Below are 26,213 nucleotides of genomic sequence, written 5' to 3'. Positions count from 1 at the left end.
GTTTAAGTTGTTCTCTGATTTTTCGAGTAATTTTGAAGTAAATCGTGCATCAGTCTTATATAAATCCCACCTGTCTGTTGGTACTATAATAACAAGTAAGACAATAAGCACATAAATCAGGAGGGGTAACAATGTTTAAATGGAAGCGTTCTCTGACCGTTATGGCCGCAACGACGGTAATTGCAGGATCGTTAGCTGCATGCGGCAGTTCAAGCGAAAAAACAGCTTCAACGAGCAATCCGGCCTCAGCATCCGCAGCGCCAACGACTGCTGCATCCAGTGAGCCAGTTAAGCTGAGAATTATGTGGTGGGGAGCTCAGAATCGACATGATGCAACGTTAAAAGCGTTAGAGTTGTATACGAAAAACAACCCCAACGTAACCTTTGAGCCCGAGTATTCAGGGATGGATGGTTATTTGGATAAATTGTCCACGCAAGCTGCGGCCAACAACGCACCGGATATTGTGCAGCTCGATCCAGGTTGGACGCCTGACTGGGCAGCCCGCAAGCAATTGGCAGACCTGAGTTCTGTCAATGTCAGCAAATTCGATCCGAAATTGCTGGCCGGAGGCAAATCAGGCGGCAAGCAATACGGCATACCGTTAGGCTCTGTAGGCTTCGGTATGATCTATGATAAATCTGCGATGGATAAATTGGGGATTAAGAATCCAGCGAATGGTTGGAATTGGGATGAATTCTTTGCGCTAGCCAAGGAATCCAAATCGAAATTGCCAGCAGGTACTTACTTTACGAAAGACTACTCCGGCAATTACTTTGTATACTCCGCATATCAATACGCCAAAGGCAAGGGTACGGTTATTTCCGATGATGGCAAGTTCCATGTTGACCAGGCGACTTTCCTTGAGTGGACGAAGAAGTTTGAGGAACTGCGCAAGGATGGCATAATTCCGCCAGCGGATGTGAATGCTTCTGATAAGGAGAATGATCCTAAACTGGATCTGATGGTCGCTGGCAAAATTCTAATGCGCTATTGCTTCTCCAGCGGTTACGGCACTTATGATAGTTTGAAGAAAGGCGCATATGCCCTGGTAACAATGCCTCGTGCAAACGAAGCGGGAGGTTGGTTGAAACCATCCATGTACTTGGCGGTGTCTGCGAATTCCAAAAAACAGGAAGAAGCCAAGAAGTTCGTTGACTGGTTTGTTAATGATCAGGAAGCGGCAAAAATTCTCACAACGGTTCGTGGATTGCCAGCGAATAAAGATGTAGCAACGCTGCTGCAAGCGAACCTCTCCGATGTAGACAAAGTGAGTTTAGAGCTGCTTCGTGCTGTAGAAAAAGACGGCCAAACGTGGACAGCCGGTCCAGGAGGCTGGACAAACTTCATTGATAAAGATTGGGCTTTGGTTGGTGACCAAATCTCCTTTGGAAAAGTGACACCTGAACAAGCTTTCGATCAATTAAAATCTGCTGCGAAATCCTACGAGAAATAAGTAGTTTCCTCAGTAAGATGCCCTGGAGCGACATATTGTGCTCTAGGGCTTCTTCTTTCACGGATTCGCTGGACTAGGGAGGTAAGGAAGGCATGGAATTATTAAAAAACCTTGAGCCAGGCACTGGTTACCAGGCCTGGCTAGGCTATCCGTCTATTGCTTCGGATAAAAGCATTAACGAGTACATGGCCTATAACCGTTTGCATGTGACGGAAGATGATGAGGTGATCCAAACAGCTGTATCCGAATTGTCTCGAGGGCTGGAAGGGATGCTGGGGGTTCCGCCTACTCAAGCTGTGCAAGTGGAAAATGCCATTGTCTTAGGGACAATTGGAGGCCACCCGCATGTGGGCCTTGTTTTTGTTGAACATCAATTTGAAGATATTGGACCAGAAGGTTACTTCATCTGGCATGATAACGAAAATCAAAGTATTGTCGTTGGCGCTGCAACACCGAGCGGGGTATTGTACGGTACATTTCACCTTTTGCGCGTGTTAAGGATGGGGGCATCCCTTGAAAATCTGACACTGGTCGAAAGGCCGGCGAATAAGCTGCGGATGATCAATCAATGGGATAATATGGATGGCAGCGTGGAGCGGGGATATGCTGGAACCTCTATCTTCTACAAGGATAGCCGGTTTAGCGAAGACTTGGGCCGCGTGCGGGACTATGCACGGCTGCTTGCTTCCGTGAGCGTCAATGCCATTGTCATTAACAACGTGAATGTACATAAAGTTGAAAGTAAATTGATTACGGAATTTTTGCCCCAAGTGGCAAGATTGGCCGCTATTTTCCGCGCGTACGCCATTAAGCTGTTCGTCAGCGTCAATTTCGCCAGCCCGATTGAGATTGGGGGGCTATCTACAGCAGATCCGCTTGATCCTGCCGTTAGACAATGGTGGAAGGATGCAACAGCAGGTATTTATCAACAAATACCGGATTTTGGAGGATTTCTGGTGAAAGCCGATTCCGAGCATCGGCCGGGGCCGTTCACCTACAATCGTGATCATGCCGATGGTTCGAATATGCTGGCTGAAGCTTTGAAACCCTTCGGAGGTATCGTCATTTGGCGATGTTTTGTCTACAACTGCAAACAAGACTGGCGTGATCGCAAGACAGATCGCGCGCGTGCGGCCTATGATCATTTCAAGCCGTTGGATGGCAAATTTATGGATAATGTCATCCTGCAGATTAAGAATGGGCCTATTGATTTTCAAGTACGGGAACCTGTCTCTCCCTTGCTTGGAGCTATGCCTTCAACGAATCAGGTGCTCGAGCTGCAGATTACGCAGGAGTACACAGGGCAACAACGCCATGTGTTCTATTTAATTCCCCAATGGAAAGAAATTTTGGAGTTTGACACGTATGCCAAAGGCGAAGGTTCGACAATAAAGCTTGCAGCGAGCGGAGCACTCCACGGTAATCCGTTAGCTGGGATCGCTGCTGTCTCTAACATAGGTGATGATCTCAACTGGACGGGGCATTTGCTGGCACAAGCTAATTTATACGGTTATGGCCGGTTAATCTGGAATCCGGAATTGACGGTAGATGAGATTACGGAAGAGTGGATTGTGCTAACCTTCGGTCATCATGAGAAGTTGATGGCAACAATCAAACAAATTCTACTAAGTTCTTCCACCATCTATGAATCCTACACAGCACCGCTTGGCGTTGGTTTCATGGTAACGCCTCATACGCATTACGGCCCTGACGTAGATGGCTATGAGTATGCCATGTGGGGGACCTATCACTATGCGGATTGGCAAGGGATTGGCGTAGACCGGACGCAAGCGACAGGGACAGGTTATACGTCTCAGTACCTCGGCCCTAATTGTGAGCGATATGAATCGCTTGTCACGTGCCCCGATGATCTATTGCTTTTCTTTCATCATGTGCCTTATACGCATATCCTGCATTCAGGTAAAACCGTTATCCAGCATATCTATGACGCTCATTTCGAAGGGGCTGAGCAAGCAGCAGCTCTGGTCGACCTATGGGCAGATTTAAGCGGCACCATGGAGGCAGGTCTGCATAAGCAGGTTACGGAGCGTCTCATGGAGCAGGCGGAGCATGCCAAGGAATGGCGTGACCGCATCAATACGTACTTTTATCGAAAAAGCGGGATTGCGGACGGCCTTCACAGATTCATCCATTTATAAAACTGGAAGCTGATTATCGTCAGATAAGGGGGAGCGGCTACGATGCCGCTTCCCCTTATTTCGTTAAATATTGAAATAATTCGATCATTTGCCTACTTTAGTCACTGTGAAAGGACTTATATAATTAGGCTATATCGTTTAGAGCTAGAGGAAAGTGAAGAGGTGATCATAGTTGAAAAGTTCTACTGCCACAGCCGCAAACCTCACGAAAGAAAAGAAAAAACGTAGATTTCTCAATCGTTGGGACGCTCCTATTGCGGGCTATTTGTTCATTGGTCCATGGTTAATCGGGTTCATAGGCCTGACGGCGTATCCCATGCTATTGTCCTTGTATTATTCATTTACCAATTATACGCTTCTCGAACCGATTCAAGGGGTGGGGTTTCGAAATTATGCCCGAATTTTCTCCGACGATCCGAGATTCGTTACTTCTGTAAAAGTAACATTCGAGTATGTTATAGCTTCCGTCCCCTTAAAGCTGGCTGCCGCTTTACTCGTGGCTGTTGTTTTAAATAAAGCGATCAAAGGGATTTCGTTTTATCGCACCGCTATTTATTTTCCATCGTTAATTGGCGGGAGTATTGCCGTATCCATTTTATGGCGCAATATTTTTGGCGTAGACGGAATTTTCAATAAAATACTTGCCACCTTCGGCATACCCGGAACAGGGTGGATTACAAATCCGGATACAGCGTTAGGTACCTTGATTTTGTTGACAGTTTGGCAGTTCGGGTCGGCCATGGTCATTTTTCTCGCCGGGTTAAAGCAGATTCCCAACGATCTGTATGAGGCATCTTCGGTAGATGGCGCAAGCAAAATTGTTCAGTTTTTTAAAATTACCCTTCCCATGCTTTCGCCAATTATTTATTTTAACCTGATTATGGGCGTTATCAACTCTTTTCAAATGTTTACCTCGGCATTCGTTATTACAAATGGTGGACCGATGAATTCCACTTATGTGTACGCCTTATATCTATATGAAAGGGCCTTCAGCCGGTATCAATTGGGTTATGCCTCTGCATTGGCTTGGATCATGCTGGTTATGATTGTCATCGTAGCTGCTGTTATTGCGGGTACATCGAAATATTGGGTCTTCTACGAAACGGATAAAGGAGGCAGGAAAAGCAAATGACGATGCGTTTAAAATGGAGTTCTGCCTTGCGGCACACCCTTATGATTCTGTTCAGCCTGCTGATGTTATATCCTTTAATTTGGTGGGTTGGCGCTTCACTTAAATCGAATGAAGAGCTGGCGTCGCCGGGACTTTTTCCATCCGTCCCCAAATGGAGCAACTTCACAAATGGCTGGCAATCCGTTCCGGGACATACGTTTACGGATTTTTATGTCAACACGTTCAGCCTTGAAGCGATGGTGTTGATTGCAACGCTGATTTCGAGTACGCTGGTTGCATTTGGATTTGCAAGGCTGGATTTTCCGCTGAAGAATTTCTGGTTCTCGATCCTCATGCTGACCTTGATGATGCCTGGTCAAGTGCTGATTATTCCCCAGTATGCATTGTTCCATCAACTAGGTTGGGTCAATACGTATCTGCCGTTCGTTATTCCTCACCTGGTAGCGAGCGGTGCCGGCGGACCGTTCTTTGTATTCTTGCTGATTCAATTTATCCGGGGGATCCCCAGTGATCTAGACGAGTCTGCTAAAATGGATGGCTGCTCATGGTTCGGCATTTTTTGGTGGGTCGTGTTACCGCTTACGAAGCCGGCAATTATCACGATTATGATATTTTGTTTTCTATGGAATTGGGACGATTTCCTGGGCCACTTGTTGTACTTAAACTCCGTAGATAAGTATACGGTTGGGTTGGCGCTTCGAATGATCAACGATGCACAGTCCGCCCAACAATGGGGGCAGCTATTAGCGATGGCGTTGGTGTCAATTCTCCCTGCAACACTCGTATTTATGTTTCTGCAAAGATATTTTGTTGAGGGCATTGCAACGACAGGCATCAAGGGGTAAGATAAGCGTAAATACACATCTTCTAAACGGTAAAGCCATAAACTTTACCGTTTCTTTCACGATAACTGACATTTAAGGGGCCGCCTACCTTGACGAATCCTTTTAAAAAATTCCGGATTGAAAGTTTATTCTTTCGCAGCTTCTCTGTTCTCATTATCGTGGTCCTCGCTTGTATCGTATGGGCAAGCTATAGTATTTCTTCGAAAGCAATGGTAAAAACCACTTCTCATTATCAACAAAGGCTCTTGGATGAGCTGAATAATGAAATATCGGCAAAGCTCGTCATGATTGAGCAGATCTCTTTATCGATTACTAGAGATAATGATTTGAATCGGTTGCTGTGGGACAACCAAGATGAATTTGATCGACATAAAAGAGTGGATGCCGTCACGAACACGTTAGCCAACTTGACCTACTCCATCCCAATTATTCAAGGGATTGATCTCTATATGGATCGGCCTTTTCTGAGGGAGGAAAAAAGCTATATTCAATTCAGAGATATCAAAGAATTGAACCAGCAGGGGTGGGACCAGTATTTAGAAAAGAATGATTTTGCCTGGGCGACCGAACATAATGTCCCTAGTTTTACAGGGGATGTTCCCGTTCTAAGTTTCGGACGTAAAATTTTAGTCAATGACACATTTATGGGCGTCGTCGTTATTCATGTGAAATCCAAGGAAATTCGAACGTTGTTATCAGGGAATTCAATCGGCATTAACCGAATCATGGTCGATAGCAGCGGGCAGGAATTTGTAAGAGTCGGCGAAAAGTTTGAACAGCTGGAACTCAACAATTGGATTAATATGAAAACGCAGCAGTCTGGATTTGTTCATATCCCAGGGAACTCAGGGATGGAAGACTCGCTTCTGGTCTATTCCAAGATGGCGGACTCGAATTGGACCTTAATAGAAATGACGCCATGGAGTCAGATTACCGCCAGCAGTGTTCGATTAGCGGAAGTGATTACGATCATTGGTGTCGCGGCAATTCTCCTATTTTTATTGCTTACGCATTATCTTAGCCGGCAGTTTATTAAACCGATCAAGAAATTAGTTGCTGCCATGAGTACGTATACCATTGGCGGGAAAAATGTGGTGCTGCCGCTTGACTACCATAATGAATTCGGCTACTTGTTCGCCGGTTATCGTAAACAGAACGAGCGCATTGAAAAGCTGTATATGTCCCTTAAAAAAAGATATGAGCAGCAGCGTAAAGCGGAAATTGAAGCGCTTCAGGCGAATATTAACCCCCACTTTCTCTATAACATGCTGGATCAGCTGAACTGGATGGCCATTGAAGCGGGGCAAGATGAACTGAGTCGTATATTAGAGTTGATGGGACGAATGTTCCGGATCGGCCTCTCCAATGGCGACAGCTTTATCACCATTGAGAAGGAGTTGGAGCAAATTCATTGTTATATGGAGATTCAGCAGCTTCGCTGGGGGGAAGGTTTACATTACAGTGTGGACGTCCCTGATGATCTTTTGCATTTGTATATTCCTAAGCTGACGTTACAGCCCTTCCTCGAAAATTCTATCATACATGGTTTCAATTCGAAACTTACAGGAAATTCCAATATTCGAATAGCCCGCTATGAGAATTCCCTTCACATTACAGTAACGGACGATGGCATTGGACTTCAGCAAGTCGTAGAGAATAAGAAGAAACGTCATACGGGTGGGTATGGCGTTCGAAATGTGAGGGAACGAATAGCAGGATATTTCGGCAAACATTATGGTGTTAAGCTTGTCAATCGCGTAGAAGGGGGAACGCAGGTCGAGATAACTTTGCCTGTATTAATCCATCCCCCGGCTAATGAACCAATACATGATCCTGAATGAATCAGCCTGGAGGAGGGGTAAAGCGTGTGGAAAATTGCCATCATTGACGATGAACGCCAGGTTCTTCAAGGAATGAAGCGTGCGATTCCCTGGCAAGAATTGGGTGCGGAATGGGTAGGAGAAGCTTTGAATGGCGCGGATGGGTTGAATGTCATTCGGGCGACGCAGCCGGATATTGTGATAACAGATATTTATATGCCGCTATTAAATGGCTTGGATATGATTGAACAATTGCGCAGAGAAGGCTTTCAAGGAAAAATTATCATTCTGAGCGGGTATTCGGATTTTGAGCATGCGCGTCAAGCGCTCAGACATAATGTGAGCGATTATGTGTCCAAGCCAATTAGTGTACCAACGCTAAAAACGATTCTTAACAAGGTCATTCAAGAACTCATCGACGAAGAAGAGAAGTTGAGAGAGCAAGGCGAGCTTAAACACATGATCATGATGTACGAACCGTTTATCGAGAAGGAGTGGGTGCGTTCCGCAGCTGTGGGTACACTGGAATCCGCATACCAAGATAGAGAGAATTTGCCTCGACCTTATAGGTATTGGGCGGATACGGATCATGCCGTCATTGGCATAGAGCTCATTCGTGATGAAAGGACGAGAAAGTATTCGGTTTCGGACTGGAATTTGCTGCGCTTTGCTGTAAGTAATATTGTGGGCGAGCTCTCCCGAAAAGTTTTTCCTTTTGTCGAGTACACCGAATTGCACAATACGAGATCGGTGCTGATGATTCATCCCGAAGTGGATTCCAAAGAGAGTATTCAGAACGTCATGGAAGAACTTGGACTTCGGGTTATGGAAAATATCAAGAGTTATTTGAAAATGTCATGTCGAGTCGGCATCGGTGGAAGAAAGAAGTCCTGGACGCAGATTCCAGAATCTACGGAAGAGGCCTTTCGTGCCATCGATTTGAGGCATTCACGTGTAGCAGGTGGGAACGAGGTATATGCGTTCCAAAGTGATTTCATGCAGGAGCAACAGCAGAGTGCTGTATTTCAAGTCAAGTTTTCCTATGAGTTAGCCACTGCAATCAAAGCTGCTCAGGAGATGGAAGCGATCCAATTGGTTGATGCGTACATGGGGAACTTGGTAAATGGGAGAGGAATAACGTCTGACTTTGTTCAGATGTTAGCCAGTGAGCTCTGGGGGGTTATTTCATATTGCCTTTATGAATCCGGGCAAGTATTAGATACCCTCTTTACTCAGGAGCAGATTGCAGAAGAAATCATTGGACTGACAGAGACAGTGGAGCTGCAGCGATGGTTAACCGAGAAGATAACGATTATCTGTGGCAGCAAGCATTGGAAGGGCAGTTCCAAGCATCGCCAGGTTGTTGATTTTATGACTCAATACATTCACGATCATTATGCCGAAGATGTAACACTTGCCGAGTTGTCGGAGAAAGTATACATTTCGCGCAACCATCTTTCGATCATTTTCAAAAACATAACTGGCGAAACATTTAATAATTATTTGACACGTGTCAGAATTGAAAAAGCCAGGGAATTACTTCGGGAACGAAATATGCTGGTTTATGAAGTTGCTGAGCATGTTGGCTATCGAAATGTACCGTATTTTAGCACGTTGTTCAAGAAGCTTACGGGTATGAACCCTACGGACCTAATTAAATAATGACGCAGCCTCATGAGGCTGCAGTAACCTTCGATTATCGGAGACAAAAGCCGCATCCATTTCTGGAAGCGGCTTTTGTCGGTTCCCCTTGCTTATGAAGGCGGGACCCATATCCAGGCGTCCTTGGCATACCCGCGTTGCTCCCAATATCCGGTATGCTCCTCGCCAATGACTTCAATTCGATTCAGCCATTTAACGGACTTGTAGCCGTACATTTGCGGGACAACCAGTCGAACGGGCCCACCCAGATCATGAGGAATTAGCTTGCCGTCCAGCATGAGAGCGACCATGACATCTTCCATCCAGGTTTGTTCAATTGTAATGGCATCCGTGTACACGCCGTCCGATGAATAGAACTTCACCATTTTTACGCCATCCTTCACCCCTGCTAGTTCCAGCAGCCGATTCAAGGGAATACCTTCCCATGTGCAGTTGTAGACAGACCAACCAGTTACGCAGTGAAAATTGCTCACCTGGACTTCTCGGGGAAATGCCAAGAATGTATCCCAGTTCCATTGAAACGGGCGCTCCACTAAACCGTCAACCGTCAAAGACCATGTTTCCTTCTCGACCTTAGGCATGTCAATCACGGTATAAATGCGGAAGCTTCCCGCAGCCCCGCCTCCTTTGGGAGGCAGTGAATCCGGCAGCGGCGGAGGTTGCGGAAAATCTGGGAGTGTTGCTGCTGCATCAGGCAGCGCGTTCAGGTTCGTGTCACGCAGAGAGGACGTAAGCCAGTGCAGGAAAGGAGGCAGCGATATCGCAGCAACTGTGGTTCCCACAACGGCTTTAAGGAAATAGCGGCGAGAAATAACAAGCGAGGTTGTGCCTGTTGCCGGTTCGTAAGTGCCAAGCTCCCTGATTTCTGGCAGCTTGACTAGAGGGGGGGCGTGATGACGAGATGTGCTCAACCAACGGGTCCTCGTGGCTATATGGTAGACCATGTAGGGGATTCCAATCCAGGTTAGACAATCATGCATGAACAAGGCGGCGTTGCTCCATGCGGGGGGGAACGAGCGAACCTTCCATAAAACAACACCTGATCCAATCCATCCGGCCAGCAGTACAAGGACGAACAGAAGATTGGTTTGTTGAGCTCTTCGTTTAGAGAGCTGAGCGAGATGTCTGCCGATCGATGGCAAGTAAAGCGCAACCACGGCCAATGAAGCTAGCCCAAGCGCGATGTGCAGTTGTTTCAGCCAAACCCTGCCTTCACCCAGCAGCGCACGCAAGGGAGGAAAATAAAGCATGGCGCCGCTCACTGCCAGAAGTAACATGATCCAGGCGTTGATTGCATGCAGCTTTCGCAGCCTCACGCGAAATGCCATTTTTTTCACAAAGATGCCTCCTCGTTTAGGTACGCTATAGTATTCACAATATACGTTTTAGGCGTGTAGTTCAATTCATTTCAATGTAGAAAAACACATTCGTGCAATAGTGAATGACGATATTACGAAAGAATTGAGTGCGCTTTCAATCTTCGGGATATTTTAAAATAAATCGTGGATTGCTATTCTATTCTTTTTTTTTGACGATGTTAGAATAACTTCAGAGAGGGATATCAAGGACTCAGGAGGGTAGCAGAAAGACTCACAATTGACATTCAAGGAGGTACAAGTAAAATGAGTAAACACGCTAGGCGAAGAATACTAGCCGTCACGATGGCAAGCGCATTAACCTTTTCCATCTTGCACCCGGCTCTATTTCCCACAGCCGTACAAGCTGCCGAAGCAACAGCGGCTCCCGTAACAGCTACTTGGAATACGACCTATCAAACCATGGATGGCGTTGGTGCCGCTTATGCCTTTACGGATTCCATTGGTATGCTGCAGCTTGCAACTGCTGGCAATCAGGACACTGTACGCCGATTGCTGGATCTGACATTTAGCGAAAAGAATGGCACAGGACACGATATCGTGCGCGTCATTGTCGGTGATAACGGCGGACTGACGACTTCGAATACCTCAGCGACAAGTCCGGGTCTCAACCCGGTTACCGGACTGTTAGCCGACGTAACCAGACCCGGATTTGACATTGAAGGAAATGCCATCCCGATGCGAGGTACATCCGGCCAATATGGGTATAAAATTGAAAGTTACAACCGCTACTATGACGGGAATACGGATAGTATCTGGCCGAACGAGCCGGCACATGATGCCAATCAATTAATCCCGGCTGAGAACTTCGTCTGGGATTATCCTTCCTGGAATCAGCCGATCGCCAATGATACGGGAGGTCCTACCAATCTCCTTAGTGCACCGGGCAGTGATCCGGTGGTCATTAAGAACAGTGCGCGTACCCGAAAAGAACTGTTCGACGTTGATCAAGTGTGGACAATGCGGCAGGCTATGCAGTATGGTGTGAAACAATTTTATGCCTGTGTGTGGACACTTCCTTACTGGATGAGCAACAGCAGTAACTCCTCTAATGTTCCCAACAAGATTGTTCGCGGGGATACGGCGGTCATCGATGGTAAAACGGTGAAAATTTACTACCAAGCTTACGCCGACTATTTGGTCAATTACATTAGAGGCATGTGGGAGCAATGGGGGATTCCGATTACGCACATTAACCCTTTCAATGAAGTTGATCTGGCGGGCGGCACGCCTGCCTATGTGCAGGAACTGATTGACAATTACATCGGTCCAACTTTGAAAAAGTCTGTGGAGCCTGGCGGCGCACTCTATGACATTAAGAGTCCTGAAGGAAAAACAATTGACTTTACACCTCAATTGGCTGCGGTGGACGGCACCAATCTTGCAGCTTCCATCAGCAGAGGCGGCACTGTATTTGCCGAAACGGACCCCGATAATGTCTCGAATAAGAATAAGTATCTGGATGTCTTTACGACGCACCTATATGGTACGGTTGGCATCGGTACGGATGAAACGAAGCTGTATCACACAGGTGACTTTTCTCAAGCGCCTCTGGATTACACAACAGCTGGATCGAAATATCCGGAGTATTTAACGAACTATAAACTCTGGCAGGCGGAGTTCATGAATCAGGATACGGGCGATGGTTCAGCAGGCGCCTATACGCAGCGGTATGGCAATCAGAACATTAATGATGCTGTGCGGTATTCCAATCTGATGACGAACATGTTTACCAGTAATCCGGGCTTTACCGGATATGTTTGGTGGAGTATGTGGGACACCAACGGGGCTGACGGTTCTGACCTCATTCGATTTGTACACACCAACTCTCAGCAAAATGCTGGACGCACCAGCACGTTGACAGGAGAATATCGTTTGTTCAAGCGTTTCTACGGCTATGGTCACTTCTCCCGGTTTATGAAACCCGGCGATGTGCGATTTGATGTTACCCGTGCACCGGTGCAAGACATTAATATCGTAGGCTTTAAGAACCCTGCCACTAATGATTTTGCTATGACGGTTTCCAATGCGAAGAATGATGACAGTGTTCAGCCTCTGGAATTTACGTTGAAGAACTTCCCGGCAGGAACGACAAGCGTCACTGTATTCCGTACATCAGGCAGTGAGAACCAGAAGAAGCTGGCTTCCATTCCGGTAACGAACGGCAAATTTACAATCAATATTCCATCGGCCAGTATTGTGACGATCGTGCCGTCTCAAGGAACTTACGCGACGTACAATGGCCTTGATGGTTCGGACGGCGGAGAGCGCGACATTTTCTCAAGTCTTGAGGCTGAAGGTAATGATAATAACGTGCTCGGCGATACTGCTGGCAACGCCGGCCGTGCGAATGAAGCGGTCACCCTTGGCAATGAAAAATATCTGGCTTACAAAAATGTGAACTTTGCGGATGGTTCAGCTAACGGTGGCGTGGTTCGCAGACACTTGTTATATCTCACGGCCCAAGCGAAATCTGCCAAAGGCGGCAAATTGACAGCCTATGTGCTGCCAGTAGGGACAACGGTGAACAGCACTTCGGATATTGTAACCAATGGAACTCAGGTTGCGGAAGTTCAGGTGCCGGCGAATGCGCAGTACGGCAAATATCAGGACATGGTGGAAACGGGCGACCTTAGCGCTTATGGCCACAAGGACTTCTACATTGTTGCAACACCGAACGTGGCAAGCGGTTCGATCGTTGTTGACCGATTCTTATTCGGAGCGAACGATTCCGATTGGAGTACAGCGGCTAACAACTCGACTGTATCCATTCCGGGCAATCTGATCCTGAACGGGGACTTTGACACAACCACAGCGTCAAATACAACAAATTGGTCGACAGGCCGAATGAATAACGGAGCCTTTGAAAAAACGGTCACGGGCCCTGTCCTCACGGCCGATAATATTCAAAGCTATTCAGGCCTTTCCAGGTATTTGAAGAACAGTAGTACCTCCAAAGTTGCAGGTTCAGGCAAAATTGCTAGCCGGACCAATGCCCAAGGTCAGTATGACGGCATGTGGCAGGATGTGACAGGCAAGCTGAAAGTAGGCGATAAGTATAACTTTAAGGGATACTTCCTTTCCATGCAAAGTCGCCCTCAAAGCTATGATATCGCTGCCGAAAACCCTGGTGACGTTGAAGCTGCCTTAGTGTATTACGACAGCAATGGAAATCAGCTGGGGATGACGCCGATCAATCATCGCGATATGCCCGAACCTTACGCGGCACGTGAAGCAGGAGATCCAGCTTATTGGAACGCAAGCGGTCAACTTGTTGGACGTATTCTGGCGGGCGGACCGGTTGGTTTAACCTCCTTCCAGCCTGTAAGTGTGAAGATCGCGGATTGGCATGAAACGCCGAATCAACCATTTACGTACGCAGAACCGAACGGTACGGCGCAAGTCGTTCTTGCGGTATATGCGAAAGATGCCAATATCATGTACGCGGATCAACTGTCATTGACGCCTGATTTTATGCCGACATACAGCATCTTTATCGATGGGGCATTGCCTGCCAATTACGACGCTAATACGACAGATTATGCGTACACGGTGCAGGGGAATACGGTACCACAAGTAACGGGATCCTCGAATGACAAAGAAGTAAAAGTAAGTGTTTCGCAAGCGGATAGCACACAAGGTACAGCAGTCGTCCGATTTATTAAAGGCGGGTCCGTTGTAAAAACGTATAAAGTAGCGTTCAACTCAACGGAAATCATGAGCTTTGGCAATCAGCTTCCAGCCGGCTGGCAAGTGGCCAATCCTTCAGTAAGCGCAATTACTTATGGTGCATCTAGTGTAACGATTGCTACTTACAAACCGGATGTTGATTATCCGAACAGCCATAATGTGCTACAGTTCCCTGGCGCCGCCAACGGAAACTGGACCTTAACTTCTAAAATTACAGTTGATAAGGCTCTGAGTGACGCCACGTTGACAGAGTTGACACAAGTTGGACTTGGTGTTAGCCGGGTATCGACAGGCGAGTATTTCAGAATCAATGCCAGAAAAGTGAGTACCAGTATTAAGATCAATAATTCAGATGTAACGGGCGGCGTTCCACATTCGAACACGACGAATCAAACCAGCTTAACGGGTACAAACTACTATTTAAGAATAGTGAAAACCGGGAATTCGGTTACAGGCTATTACTCTTTGGATAATGGTGTTACCTACGCTGCGCTGGGGAATGCATCGACGTTTACACCGGATTTCTTTGATAATGCCAAAATCAATCTGTACGGCACAAACTTCAGCGGTGCGACTGATCTGAGCGTAACCTTCTCGAATGTAACGCTATCCAAATCACTGGCAGAACCTGGTGATGCGGATGCAGATCAATTAGCTGTTGAGCAAGCTGCAGCTCTCATTGGCAACAACGTTACTGTAACCAGCAGCAGCAACGATCCAACGGCTCTAAGTGCGAAAGCAACAGATGATCTCAATCATAATGCATCGTTACTTGCACTCGGCGTCAACAGCACAATTTCTAATGATGGCCAATTTGTACTCACCATTACGAAAGGTGCCTCAACGTTAACGTACAATTCGATTACAATTAATGGTTGGACGGGTGTAGATACGACGGCACCGGTGTGGCCGCAAGGCAGTTCGCTTCAGTTAACGAATGAGTCAACCACGGGCGTTACGTTAACTTGGCCTGCAGCTCAAGATGCTGTGGGAGTAACGAACTACCGGATTTACTATGGTGGTGATCTTGCGCCGATTACCCTAAGTGGAACAGAACACAGTTACACGTTCACTGGGTTAACGCCTAATACGGCCTATACATTCAGAGTCGAAGCGGGAGATCAGGCTGGCAACTATAGTACCGGCGGTCCTTCGAAATCCTTTACAACATTAACGCCACCGGACACAGCAGCCCCTACTTGGGCGCAAGGCAGTGCCTTAACGACCTCAGCTGTGACAGAAACGTCTTTAACGTTAACCTGGTCAGGCGCATCTGATGACACGGGCGTAACAGGCTACAAAGTCTACAAGGGAACGGATGAGATTGCTAGTTTGGATGGAACGGCAACCAGTTATGCGGTAACCAATTTGACTGCGGGCACAGCTTACTCGTTCTCAGTTCAAGCCGTTGATGCGGCGAACAATAAGAGTACGAATGGTCCGACTGTCACGGTCAGCACGTTAAGCCATGACAGTGGTAATGGCAATGGCGGCGACACCGGCAATGGCGGCGACACCGGCAATGGCGGCGACACCGGCAATGGCGGCGACACCGGCAACACCGGCAACACCGGCAACACTGGCAACACCGACAACACTGGCAACAGCGGCAACACTGGCAACAGCGGCAACAGCGGTAACAACGGCGGAACAACTACACCGCCTGTCACGAGCAGCTTTGCGGATGTAGGAAGCAAGTATCCATGGGCAACTGAAGCTATTGAGGTTTTGCATGATAAAGGTATTATCAACGGAACTTCCGATACGTCCTTCAGTCCTGATAGCAATATTACAAGAGCCGACTTTGTTGTGCTGCTGGTAAGAGCACTGGGCTTAAAGGCTGATGTAACAGCGAACTTTGCGGATGTTAGCCAAGACGCATACTACTTTAATGCACTTGGCATCGCCAAAAAACTTGGCATTATTACTGGTGTTGAGGACGGCAACTTTAATCCGACAAGTGAAATTTCAAGACAAGATATGATGGTTATTATTGCTCGAGCCTTGCAGGCCGTGAATAAGTTAACGGCATCGAACGATAACAACGCTCTGCAAGCTTTCAAAGATGCTTCAAGTGTAGCATCCTATGCGAAAGAGAGCGTAGCTGCGCTCGTGAAAGAAGGCATAATCGAAGGTGATGGTACATCCATTCATCCAACCGCTACGACCACGCGAGCACAGGCAGCCGTTGTTATCTTTAGAATTTACAAGAAATAGATCTTAAGAGAAGAGAGCCACTTAGGCTCTCTTCTTTATTAATTTATAGGGGTAAGAACTTTATTTTGTGAATTGTAAGCGCATTCTTGGAGAGTGTACTATTATACTAAAGACAGCAAAGGTTGACTTGCTTGGAAATGGAGTCTTTAAAGAGACATTAAGGGAGGATTTAACCATGGTTAAGAAAATAAAACGGCCAGCTTTAGCAGCAATGATACCCGTCTTGGCTCTTGGATTAACGCTCGCAGGCTGCAGTGACTCGAAGGATGCGGCAACCAGCACTTCTTCGGCTAGTGGAAATCAGGCAACGCCTGGTGCCACACAGAGCAGTGAAATTAAACCTGTTACCTTTTCGTTGTTTATTGACAGCCCGTATCAACAGCCGACTCCCGATAATAAGATTTATAAGATGATGAAAGATAAGCTGGGTGTAAGCCTGAAAATGGAGTTTCTGGTCGGCGATTTGCAGCAAAAGCTTGGTGTTATGATTGCCGGCGGCGATTATGCGGATATTATGACGGGGAACGACAAGCTGATTGCGGCAGGAGCTTTTATACCTCTCGAGGATTTAATTGACAAGTACGGACCGAATTTGAAAAAACACTACGCAAGCGTGTGGAATCAGATGAAGGATCCGGCGAGCGGTCACTTATATGTGCTTCCAAATTTCAACGTGTTCAGCGGTCAATTTAACGAAACGGCCTATGAAGGTCCAGGCTTTTTCCTACAAAAAGATGTATTGAAGGAAATGGGCTTTCCATCGCCAAAAACATTGGATGAGTATTTCGATATCATTGCGAAATATAAAGCCAAACATCCGGATATGATCGGCTTCGAGACATTGAACTTCGACTGGCGAAACTTTCCGCTGCTGAATCCGCCAGAGCATTTAGCCGGTCACCCGAATGACGGCGGGGTCATCGTCGAGAATGGGAAAGCGCAAATATTTGCAGACAAGGACATCGCTAAGACCTACTACAAGAAGCTGAATGAGATCAATGCTCAAGGCTTGATGGATAAGGAGGCTCTTGTACAGAACTACGACCAGTATTTGGCGAAAATTGCGAGCGGTCGTGTTATCGGGATGTTTGATCAGCACTGGAATTTCGGTGATGGCGAACGTTCGCTAATTTCACAAAATAAAATAGGAAGCACCTATGTGGGGTTCCCGCTCTTATATCCGGGCGCCAAAGAGTACTACCGTGACCGTCCTGTATTGAATATTAATCGCGGATACGGGATTTCGACGAAAGCCAAGGATCCTGTTCAAATCATTAAGTTTTTGGATTCCCTCATGACCGAAGATTGGCAGAAGATACTCCAATGGGGGATTCAAGGCGAGGATTATATGGTGAAGGATGGTAAATTCTATCGTACTCCTGAACAACGCGCGAAAGCGGACGACAATACATGGAAGCTTGCCAATAAAGCGGAAGCGTTCTTTCAGAATTCGCCTAAAATGCAAGGAACCTATAGTGACGGAAATGCCACGGATCCAGCAACGCAGCCGCAAGAATTCTACGACAGCTTGAAGCCGCTGGACCAGGAAGTAATGAAAGCGTATAACCATAAGACATGGGCGGAGTTTTTCAAAACACCAGCAGAGAATCCTGTATATTACCCCGCATGGAGCATTGATCTGATTGATGGTTCGCCGGCAAAAGTGGCGAATACGAAGATGACCGACCTTGCTGTCAAATATTTACCAAAAGCAATTTTGGCCAAACCGGAAGACTTTGAAGGTGTATGGAAAGAATACGTGGATCAGATTTCCAAAAGCAACTTCAAAGCTTACGAAGATCGTATCAATGATCAAATCAATTGGCGTATTCAGAACTGGAGCAGTAAATAAAAGGGAGAGAACATGAAATAAGTGGGGGAGACGCAAGTCTTCTCCGCTTTACTTCCTAGGAGGAGATGTCGATGGCCGAGACCGTACTAACGAAGAGTGGAAAGAAAAAGCAAAAAATTGATCCGGAAATAGGTGTCGGTTTAAATTGGAAAACCATCAAAAATCAGAAGCAGCTGATTTTGATGTCATTTCCCATCGTGATCTATATTCTCATCTTCAATTATGTGCCGATTTGGGGCTGGCTGATGGCTTTTCAGAATTATCGTCCCGCTTTAAAGTTTTCCAAACAGCAGTGGGTGGGTCTGCAGCAATTTAAATTTTTGTTTCAAGATGATACATTCCTGACGGTGCTTCGCAACACGCTTGCGATGAGTATTATCAATTTGGTATTAGGTTTTGCAACAGCCATTCTATTAGCTCTATTGCTGAATGAGATCAAAGTTCGGTTTTGGAAGCGCTCTATTCAAACGATTTCGTATCTGCCTCACTTTCTGTCGTGGATTATTGCTGCGGGTATCGTTGCGACTTCCCTATCGATTGAGGATGGCATCGTCAATCAATTGCTGATGAAGCTGCACCTTATCAAGGAACCTGTGATGTGGCTCAGTGAAGGAAAGTATTTTTGGGGGATTGTGGGCTTGTCTAATGTGTGGAAAGAGGTGGGATGGAATACGATCATCTACCTTGCGGCCATTACCTCGATTGATCCATCGTTATATGAGTCTGCTGGCATCGATGGAGCTAACCGTTACCAGAAAATATTGCATGTTACATTACCCGGAATTAAGTCCACTTTTATTATTTTATTAATCATGAACGTTGGACATATCTTAGATGCAGGCTTCGAGATCCAATACCTACTCGGTAACGGGCTGATTGTCGATTGGTCGCAAACAATTGATATCTTTGTTCTAAAGTACGGTATTTCGCTAGGCAATTATTCGCTGGCAACCGCAGCAGGCATTTTCAAAACGGTTGTAAGCATAGTCCTTGTTCTGATTGCAAATTCTACCGCCAAGCGGCTTGGCGAAGAGCGGTTGATATAAAGGAGAGATGATGATGGGGACAACGACTGTTCGCAGAATTCGGATTGAGCCGGTTCTGTTCCATACGATTAACGGCATCTTCATGCTCGTTCTTGCTATAGTCACGCTATATCCTTTTCTACATACCTTAACAATTTCTTTGAATGAAGGTAATGATTCGCTTCGTGGGGGCATTTATTTATGGCCGCGTTCGTGGTCATTGCAAAATTACAAGGCGATTTTCATTTCCGGAACGATCTATCATGCAGCTTGGATTTCCGTGGCCCGTACAATGGTCATAACGGTTCTAGGTGTGTTTCTCACCTCCATGCTGGCCTATACCCTCGCACAGCCTCAGTACATTTTTCGTAAAATAATAGGCTTAATTTTTGTGTTAACCATGTATTTTAATGCGGGACTTATTCCTAATTACTTTTTAATTAAAAGCTTGGGACTGTTGAACAACTTCTGGGTTTATATCCTTCCAGGGTTGGTAAGTGCGTTTAATCTTATCGTCATTCGGACATACATGCGGACGCTCCCATCGGGCTTGGTGGAGTCTGCAAAGATGGATGGCGCAGGGGATTTCACAATTTTTATTCGAATTATTCTCCCTCTGTGCACGCCTGCACTTGCGACCATTGCCTTGTTTATTGCCGTCGGCTCTTGGAATTCCTGGTTCGATACGTTCCTGTACGCATCGTCTGATGTAAAGCTGAGCACTCTTCAATACGAAATGATGAAACTGCTTGGCTCGACCATGAACAGCAATAGTGACCCTGGGCTGCTGGCTGGGGCCAACACGAATCAAACGAAGGCCATGGTTACGCCTGCTTCGATCCGTGCGGCAATCACGATTGTGGCTGCAGTTCCGATTCTGTTCGTTTATCCATTTTTGCAGAGGTATTTTGTTGTCGGTTTGAATCTTGGAAGTGTTAAAGAGTAAGGGGAAGCTGTCCGTCTCATTCCCGTTTCAGCTCGGTGCTGGGACGGTTTTTGCTTTATTCAAACTCCTTTTATCCTTTATAATAGGAAGATCTCCGATCTGAAGTGAGGTGTGCCCATGTTAAGGGTCATGTTTGTCGATGACGAGCCTTACATGCTAGAGGGACTGCGAACAATGGTAAACTGGCATGAATTGGGGTTTGAAGTGTGCGGAGAGGCGTCGGATGGAGAGGATGCATTAGCCCTGATGGCGGTGATCTTGCCTCACTTGGTGTTGACCGATATTCGAATGCCCGTTATAGATGGATTGCAATTGATAGATCAAGCCTCCAGCTTATATCCCGATGTGAAATATTTGATTTTGAGCGGCTATGCGGATTTCGAATATGCCCAACGAGCAATGCGGTATGGTGTGGTCAATTATTTGATGAAACCTTTAATTGAAGATGAGCTTATAGCGGCAGTGGAAGAGATTGCAATGACGATTCGGGGGCGTAACGCACATAACCAGTTCGAAAGTGCAGCTTTGGATCGCTTACGATTGGAAACGATTTCACGATTATTGCAAGGGGATAACAGGCAGAAATGGATTGAACGCGCGAACACCTTGTTACATCTACAAGAACATTCCAAGTTTCGCTGTGTGCTGCTTGAACCTGACATTCAGCCCTCAGTCCAGTCGGACTTGGTACAGATGCTTGCAGAGAGGATTAAGCCTACGGAATGGATGCTGTATGCATTTGGGGTAGGAACAGAACGACATGGATTCTTGTTGGTCTCGGGAGACGAAGGAGATGATCTATCTGCTGCCTCGATGACGGAGATCATTGCAAGCAGCCGAGTTCACTTCGGAAAGACGCTCTCCTTTTCGGTCAGCGGCGAACACAGGGGACCGCATGCGTTGCAGGAAGCATTTCATGAGGGCGTCGTGGCCGAAATGTGCAAGTTCCCTTCTGGAACGGAAGGGATTTATCTCTATCAGGGAGAGTGGTCAGCGGAGACACTTCCTGCAATTGTTGAAGTAACGGAAGCTATCTTAGATGGCGTGCGGCGTGGGTGTACAGAAACGGTGCAAACCCAGGTACATCTTTTATTTATCGTTCTTTCGAGGCAAGCTGTTGCCGAATCTTGGGTGAATGCTTATATAAGCAGCATCAGGCTTGAAATTCTTAAAATGATTGCACAGTTCGGCGGCGAGCCTTTGCGGGCTTCGAACTGCTGTTCTTCCAATACGGTTCCATTGGATATCGGCCTCTTGGAACGGAAAGTAACACAAGAATTTCTGCAAGCTGCAGAATCAATTCATCAGAAGAATTACGCCGGGCAAGATACAGTCGTGTCGGCAGCGGGAGACTACGTCAAAGCGCACTACCGGGAAAAGCTGCAGCTGCAAGTTGTTGCAGAGCATTTTCAGCTGAATCCGGCCTACCTCGGTCAGCGGTTCAAGAAGCAATTTGGCCTTACCTTTAATGAATATTTACATATTGTACGAATCGACGAGGCCAAGAAATTACTTCGCCGGGAAGAATTGAAAATAGCCGATGTCGCCGCTCGTGTCGGCTACTCGGATTCGGAACAATTCGTGACGAAGTTCAAGGCACTTACCGGTCTGTTACCCTCTGCCTTCAAAAAGGGTTAACCATGGACTGACAAGAGGAGGGCATCTATGAGCCGGGGATGGAAAATGCTGCAGTTCGTCAATGATATTCCGTTAAAATTCAAGTTTTTAATCATCTACCTGATGTGTGTGTTGCTCCCGATTTTGTGTATAAACAGCTTATTCTACATGCAGGATAGCAAAAACACAGAGCGGAGAGAAATGGACAACTTACGGATTTCTCTGGATAGGGTCGGAAATGCGATGATGCAAATGGTGAATGAAGGCGTGGTGATCGGCAACGCGTTATCTGCGGACCGCGTCTTTAATGAAATGCTGGAATATAAGTACACGGACAATGTTGCCTATTACGAAGAATATGACAGCTACCTGCGCGATAAATTGGGGCAGTATCCCAATATTTATCCCTACATTTCTTGGATTGGCGTCTACACCTCGAACCCTACGCTTTCGAATGGTGGAAGCTATTTTATGCTGAAGCCTGAAGATCTGAAGAGCGAATGGTATCAAAAGATGAGCGATAAGAAAGACAAGGTGACTGTAACCTCTTATTTGGATGTGAACCCCATGAATCCGGAGGAGAAAATGGTGTATGTCAGCATCATTCGGAAAATGGATACGTTTCCTGACCTCATGCAATACTCCAAATATTTGCGTGTCGATATTCGGATGGATAAGCTGCTGGAACTGTTTGATAAAGAGCGTAATTACTTGCTGATTAAGCTCGTGGATGAGGACAATCGGCTTGTCCTGGAATCAGCAGGTGCATTTAAGGGGAAGGAGGCTTTGCTGCCGACCCTGCCTGTTTCTAAGGATTCTCAGCTAATGAGCCTACCTGCAAAGAGTTTTGTCAGTCCACTCAGCAACGCTAGTTATGTTCGTAACTGGCGGCTCGTAGGGATTCCGGAGGGAAGCAGAATTGCGGAGGAGAGGAAAGGGATTATCCGTTTTTTTACCTGGCTGACACTGATTAGCACGATCATTCCGACGATGTTGATTTACATTATAATGCATTCTTTCAATTTCCGAGTCAGAAAGCTCTCTAAACATATGCAGTTGGTGAAGAACGAGAGGTTCGAACCCATTACAATGTATGAAGGCAAAGATGAGATCGGTCATCTGCTTCGCAGCTTTAACTTGATGACAGAGAAAATTCGCAACTTAATTAACGACGTCTACAAGCTCGAATTGCAGAAGAAGGATTTGGAGTTGGAACGCGTGCAAGCGGAGCTGAATTACTTACAAAGTCAAGTAGATCCTCACTTCCTGTTTAATACGTTAAATGCGATTTTTGTGGTATGCAAGAAATACCGTTATGAGCATGTAACTGAAATTATTCAGAATTTATCCCAGATTTTGAGAAGACTTTTAAGCTGGAAAGAGGATTTAGTTTCGGTAGAAGAAGAAGCAAGTTTCACGGAGATGTATCTCCAGATCGAGAAGTTTCGATTTCAGGATAGGTTTCATTATGAATTGTCGATTGACCCATCCCTTCTACCCTATCGGATTCCGAAGATGAGCATTCAATCGCTCGTGGAGAATTCTTGTAAACATGGGCTTCAATCGGTGAAAGGAAATCGCAAAATCCGAATATCTGTCGAGCGAACAGGCGGGAACATGCTCATTCGGGTAGAAGACAACGGAATCGGTATGGACAGCGTGAAATTGAATGCAATTGTCAAGAGCCTGTACACGGGAGAAGATAATGGCAAAAATATTGGACTTCGAAATGTATATCGCCGTTTGAATCTGTTTTATGCAGAGCGCTCTTTGTTCCATATTGAAAGTATCCCCTTTGAAAAAACTAGCGTTACCATACAAATTCCCTTGAATCTAATCAGGAAGCAGGAGGAAACGAGTTGACATGTATAAGGTGATCCTGGTGGATGACGAACCTTTTGCCTTGGAAGGCTTAAAGCTCACAGTGGAATGGGAAGAGCTCGGCTTCGAAATCGCAGGAATGTGTGAGAACGGGGAGGAAGCATTTGCCGTCATTGAAGCGTGTCAGCCTGAGCTCGTCGTGACGGATATTCGAATGCCTGTGATAGACGGATTAGAGTTAATTGATCGGGTCCAGAAGGCGGGCTGCGATCCGGTATTTATTATCGTAAGTGGTTACAATGATTTCGAATATGCTCGCTCCGCCATCAGGTACGGGGTTAAGCATTATTTGCTTAAACCTGCTTTGGATAAGGAGTGGGAGAATGTCATGCAGTCCGTTATCGGAGAGCTGCAGCACCGAGAACAACAACGGGTACGTCAAGATCTCGTCTCGGATTATTTCGTGCCGACACTGCTTGCCCAGATGCTTCGGGGGGAAATATCGGCAGCAGATGGAAATGTCGGGGAGATCCTGGATTCCTTGGCATGTGGCAATCCAGGTTGGAGGTATATTCATCTCGAATGGCTTAGCGGTTCCAAACAGGAGCTGGATGCACATTACTTCCAGACTCGAAAAGCTTATGCAATCGACTTGTTCAGGAGTCAGGACGGTCTTGTCATGGAATCTTTCCCCGAGTTGGAGGCGTGGGCTCAACACGTATACGAAGACCTGTACAGGCAAGGGATCGAATGCTGCTTTTCGATGGGGCCGCGAGTAGCCTCCCTTCGTCAAATAGCGGACTCGTATGCGGGGGCGTTAGAGACTTCCGTGCATCATTTCTTTCACGTATCCGGAGGCCCACTTGATTATCACAAGATCAACCAAAAGCAAATCAGCTATGATCTCGATGCTTATGCTATCGTTGATGACATTCAACATGCGATCGAGGCGCTTCAGGAGAAGCGGGCCCAAGAGCTGGTTAAGATCATGTTCGAGATGTTTACCGACAACAAAACAGCTCGGGAAGTTGTTCATCTGCTTGTCATTCGCATTGTTTTGAAAAGTGCCTCCGTCATCCGGGAGATGGGCATTGACTCAGAAGCGATGCCTCGCGTTCGGGATTTTTTGAGAAAAGAGCACCGATCTTTAAAGGAAGTGGAGACTTCCCTACAGACGTATGTGAAGCAGTATATGAGCCAGTTGAAGCTGCATAAGGAGAAGTTCTCCGGTCATCCGCTACGGGTTATTGAACGTTACATTCAGGAGCATTATCGAGAACCGCTAACGATTAAAGATATCGGAGAACGCTTCTTCTTGAACCCGGTTTACTTAGGCCAAGCGTTCATGAAGAGGAATGGCGTAGGCATCATTGAGCATATCCATGACCTGCGCATTGATGAGGCGAAGCGCAGGCTATGCGAGTCAGATGAGACGATTCGTTTGATTGCAGAGCAGGTCGGATATGTGCATTATCACCATTTTCTCAAAGAGTTTGAGAAACGCGTATCGGATAAGCCCGCTGCGTACAGAGAATTAAGTAAAGCTTGATGTAGGAATGGCAAAGGCTGTGATGAGGAGGCTTACTAATCATGAACAAGCAGGTACCGGCATTGCATGAGGCTTTTAACGGGCTATTTAGAATTGGCGCTGCAGTGAGCACGAAAACCATCCGATCCGAGGGAGACTTCATCGCCCGGCATTATAATAGTATTACCGCGGAGAACCAGATGAAGTTCGAAGAGATCCATCCCCAGGAAAATCGGTATACATTTGAGAAAGCTGATGAAATCATGGCGTTCGCTTCACAGAACGGGATTGCCGTTCGAGGCCATACGTTGGTCTGGCATAATCAAACTTCCGATTGGGTTTTTGAAAGCCCTTACGGCGGACTAGCCGATAGAGAACTGCTTCTTCGGCGGATGCAGGAACATATCCGTACAGTTGCAGGTCGTTACAAAGGGCAGATTTACGCATGGGACGTCGTTAATGAGGCGATCGAAGACAAGGCGGATCTGGTGATGCGAAGAACCAAATGGCTGGACATTCTCGGGGAGGAGTATATCCGTCATGCCTTCGAGGCTGCGCATGATGCTGATCCCAATGCTCTTCTGTTCTATAACGACTATAATGAGACGGAACCTATCAAGAGGGATAAGATTTATAACCTTGTTCGTTCTCTAAAAGAAAAGGGGATTCCGATTCATGGCATCGGCCTGCAGGGGCATTGGACCATCCATAGTCCTTCCCTCCAAGAAATTCGGCAAGCGATCGAGCTCTACGCTTCCCTCGAGCTGCAGCTTCACATCACCGAGTTGGATCTATCCATGTTCCATTTTGAGGACAGACGGATCGATCTCACTTCGCCTACCGAGCAAATGGTTGAGCTGCAACAGCGGCGATACGAAGAAATCTTCGGGCTCTTTAGGGAATATCGGGATGTTATTACTTCGGTAACGTTCTGGGGAGTTGCTGACAACTTTACCTGGTTGGATAACTTCCCCGTTCGCGGTCGAAAAAATTGGCCGTTGCTATTCAATGACGAACTTCAGCCCAAACCGGCATTCTGGCGTGTAATCGGGTAGAAAGGACGATGATG

At 46.6% G+C, this 26,213-nt stretch carries 15 protein-coding genes; 14 read left to right on the top strand and 1 reads right to left on the bottom strand.

Features of this window, described 5'->3' with window-relative positions; all coding sequences use genetic code 11:
• Nucleotides 1-131 precede the first annotated feature (131 nt).
• From EJQ19_RS08480 to EJQ19_RS08455, 6 genes are all read left to right on the top strand, one after another.
• Nucleotides 132-1,454 (top strand): ABC transporter substrate-binding protein, encoded by a 1,323-nt coding sequence (locus tag EJQ19_RS08480; protein WP_126140772.1) that lies wholly within the window; start codon nucleotides 132-134, stop codon nucleotides 1,452-1,454.
• 92 nt (nucleotides 1,455-1,546) lie between these two features.
• Nucleotides 1,547-3,613, top strand: a complete 2,067-nt coding sequence (locus EJQ19_RS08475) for an alpha-glucuronidase family glycosyl hydrolase (RefSeq protein ID WP_126140771.1) — start codon at nucleotides 1,547-1,549, stop codon at nucleotides 3,611-3,613.
• Between the two features lie 172 nt (nucleotides 3,614-3,785).
• Entirely contained in the window at nucleotides 3,786-4,745 is a 960-nt protein-coding gene (locus EJQ19_RS08470; protein WP_126140770.1) for a carbohydrate ABC transporter permease, read from the top strand.
• Nucleotides 4,742-5,590, top strand: coding sequence for a carbohydrate ABC transporter permease (locus tag EJQ19_RS08465; RefSeq protein ID WP_126140769.1), 849 nt, complete (start codon nucleotides 4,742-4,744; stop codon nucleotides 5,588-5,590). Before EJQ19_RS08470 ends, EJQ19_RS08465 begins: the two co-directional genes overlap by 4 nt.
• 89 nt (nucleotides 5,591-5,679) lie before the next feature.
• Nucleotides 5,680-7,431 (top strand): sensor histidine kinase, encoded by a 1,752-nt coding sequence (locus EJQ19_RS08460; protein WP_126140768.1) that lies wholly within the window; start codon nucleotides 5,680-5,682, stop codon nucleotides 7,429-7,431.
• A 24-nt stretch (nucleotides 7,432-7,455) separates the two neighbouring features.
• Entirely contained in the window at nucleotides 7,456-9,072 is a 1,617-nt protein-coding gene (locus EJQ19_RS08455) for a response regulator transcription factor (RefSeq protein ID WP_126140767.1), read from the top strand.
• Between the two features lie 92 nt (nucleotides 9,073-9,164).
• On the opposite strand, the gene EJQ19_RS08450 is transcribed toward EJQ19_RS08455, so the two are convergent.
• Complete coding sequence (locus EJQ19_RS08450) at nucleotides 9,165-10,400, bottom strand: molybdopterin-dependent oxidoreductase (RefSeq protein ID WP_126140880.1); 1,236 nt, start codon at nucleotides 10,398-10,400, stop codon at nucleotides 9,165-9,167.
• Nucleotides 10,401-10,694: 294 nt separating this feature from the next.
• On the opposite strand from EJQ19_RS08450, the gene EJQ19_RS08445 reads away from it, so the two are divergent.
• The 8 genes from EJQ19_RS08445 (at nucleotide 10,695) to EJQ19_RS08410 (ending at nucleotide 26,199) form a co-directional block, all read left to right on the top strand.
• On the top strand, nucleotides 10,695-16,355 hold the full coding sequence (locus EJQ19_RS08445) for an S-layer homology domain-containing protein (protein ID WP_126140766.1): 5,661 nt from the start codon (nucleotides 10,695-10,697) through the stop codon (nucleotides 16,353-16,355).
• A gap of 175 nt (nucleotides 16,356-16,530) precedes the next feature.
• Nucleotides 16,531-18,207 carry a type 2 periplasmic-binding domain-containing protein gene (locus EJQ19_RS08440; protein WP_126140879.1) on the top strand — a complete coding sequence of 559 codons (1,677 nt, stop codon included), beginning with the start codon at nucleotides 16,531-16,533 and terminating at the stop codon, nucleotides 18,205-18,207.
• A gap of 71 nt (nucleotides 18,208-18,278) precedes the next feature.
• Nucleotides 18,279-19,253 (top strand): ABC transporter permease, encoded by a 975-nt coding sequence (locus EJQ19_RS08435; RefSeq protein ID WP_126140765.1) that lies wholly within the window; start codon nucleotides 18,279-18,281, stop codon nucleotides 19,251-19,253.
• 13 nt (nucleotides 19,254-19,266) lie between these two features.
• Nucleotides 19,267-20,178 carry a carbohydrate ABC transporter permease gene (locus EJQ19_RS08430; protein WP_126140764.1) on the top strand — a complete coding sequence of 304 codons (912 nt, stop codon included), beginning with the start codon at nucleotides 19,267-19,269 and terminating at the stop codon, nucleotides 20,176-20,178.
• Nucleotides 20,179-20,295: 117 nt separating this feature from the next.
• On the top strand, nucleotides 20,296-21,816 hold the full coding sequence (locus tag EJQ19_RS08425; protein ID WP_126140763.1) for a response regulator transcription factor: 1,521 nt from the start codon (nucleotides 20,296-20,298) through the stop codon (nucleotides 21,814-21,816).
• Between the two features lie 27 nt (nucleotides 21,817-21,843).
• Nucleotides 21,844-23,658 (top strand): sensor histidine kinase, encoded by a 1,815-nt coding sequence (locus tag EJQ19_RS08420; RefSeq protein ID WP_126140762.1) that lies wholly within the window; start codon nucleotides 21,844-21,846, stop codon nucleotides 23,656-23,658.
• Between the two features lies 1 nt (nucleotide 23,659).
• Nucleotides 23,660-25,165, top strand: coding sequence for a response regulator transcription factor (locus EJQ19_RS08415; protein WP_126140761.1), 1,506 nt, complete (start codon nucleotides 23,660-23,662; stop codon nucleotides 25,163-25,165).
• A 41-nt stretch (nucleotides 25,166-25,206) separates the two neighbouring features.
• The gene (locus EJQ19_RS08410) at nucleotides 25,207-26,199 is read left to right on the top strand and encodes an endo-1,4-beta-xylanase (RefSeq protein ID WP_126140760.1); all 993 of its coding nucleotides are present in this window, start codon (nucleotides 25,207-25,209) and stop codon (nucleotides 26,197-26,199) included.
• Nucleotides 26,200-26,213 lie beyond the last annotated feature (14 nt).

The sequence above is a fragment of the Paenibacillus whitsoniae genome, assembly GCF_003955665.1.
GTDB lineage: Bacteria > Bacillota > Bacilli > Paenibacillales > NBRC-103111 > Paenibacillus_E > Paenibacillus_E whitsoniae.
This window is presented reverse-complemented; position numbering and strand designations above follow the sequence as displayed.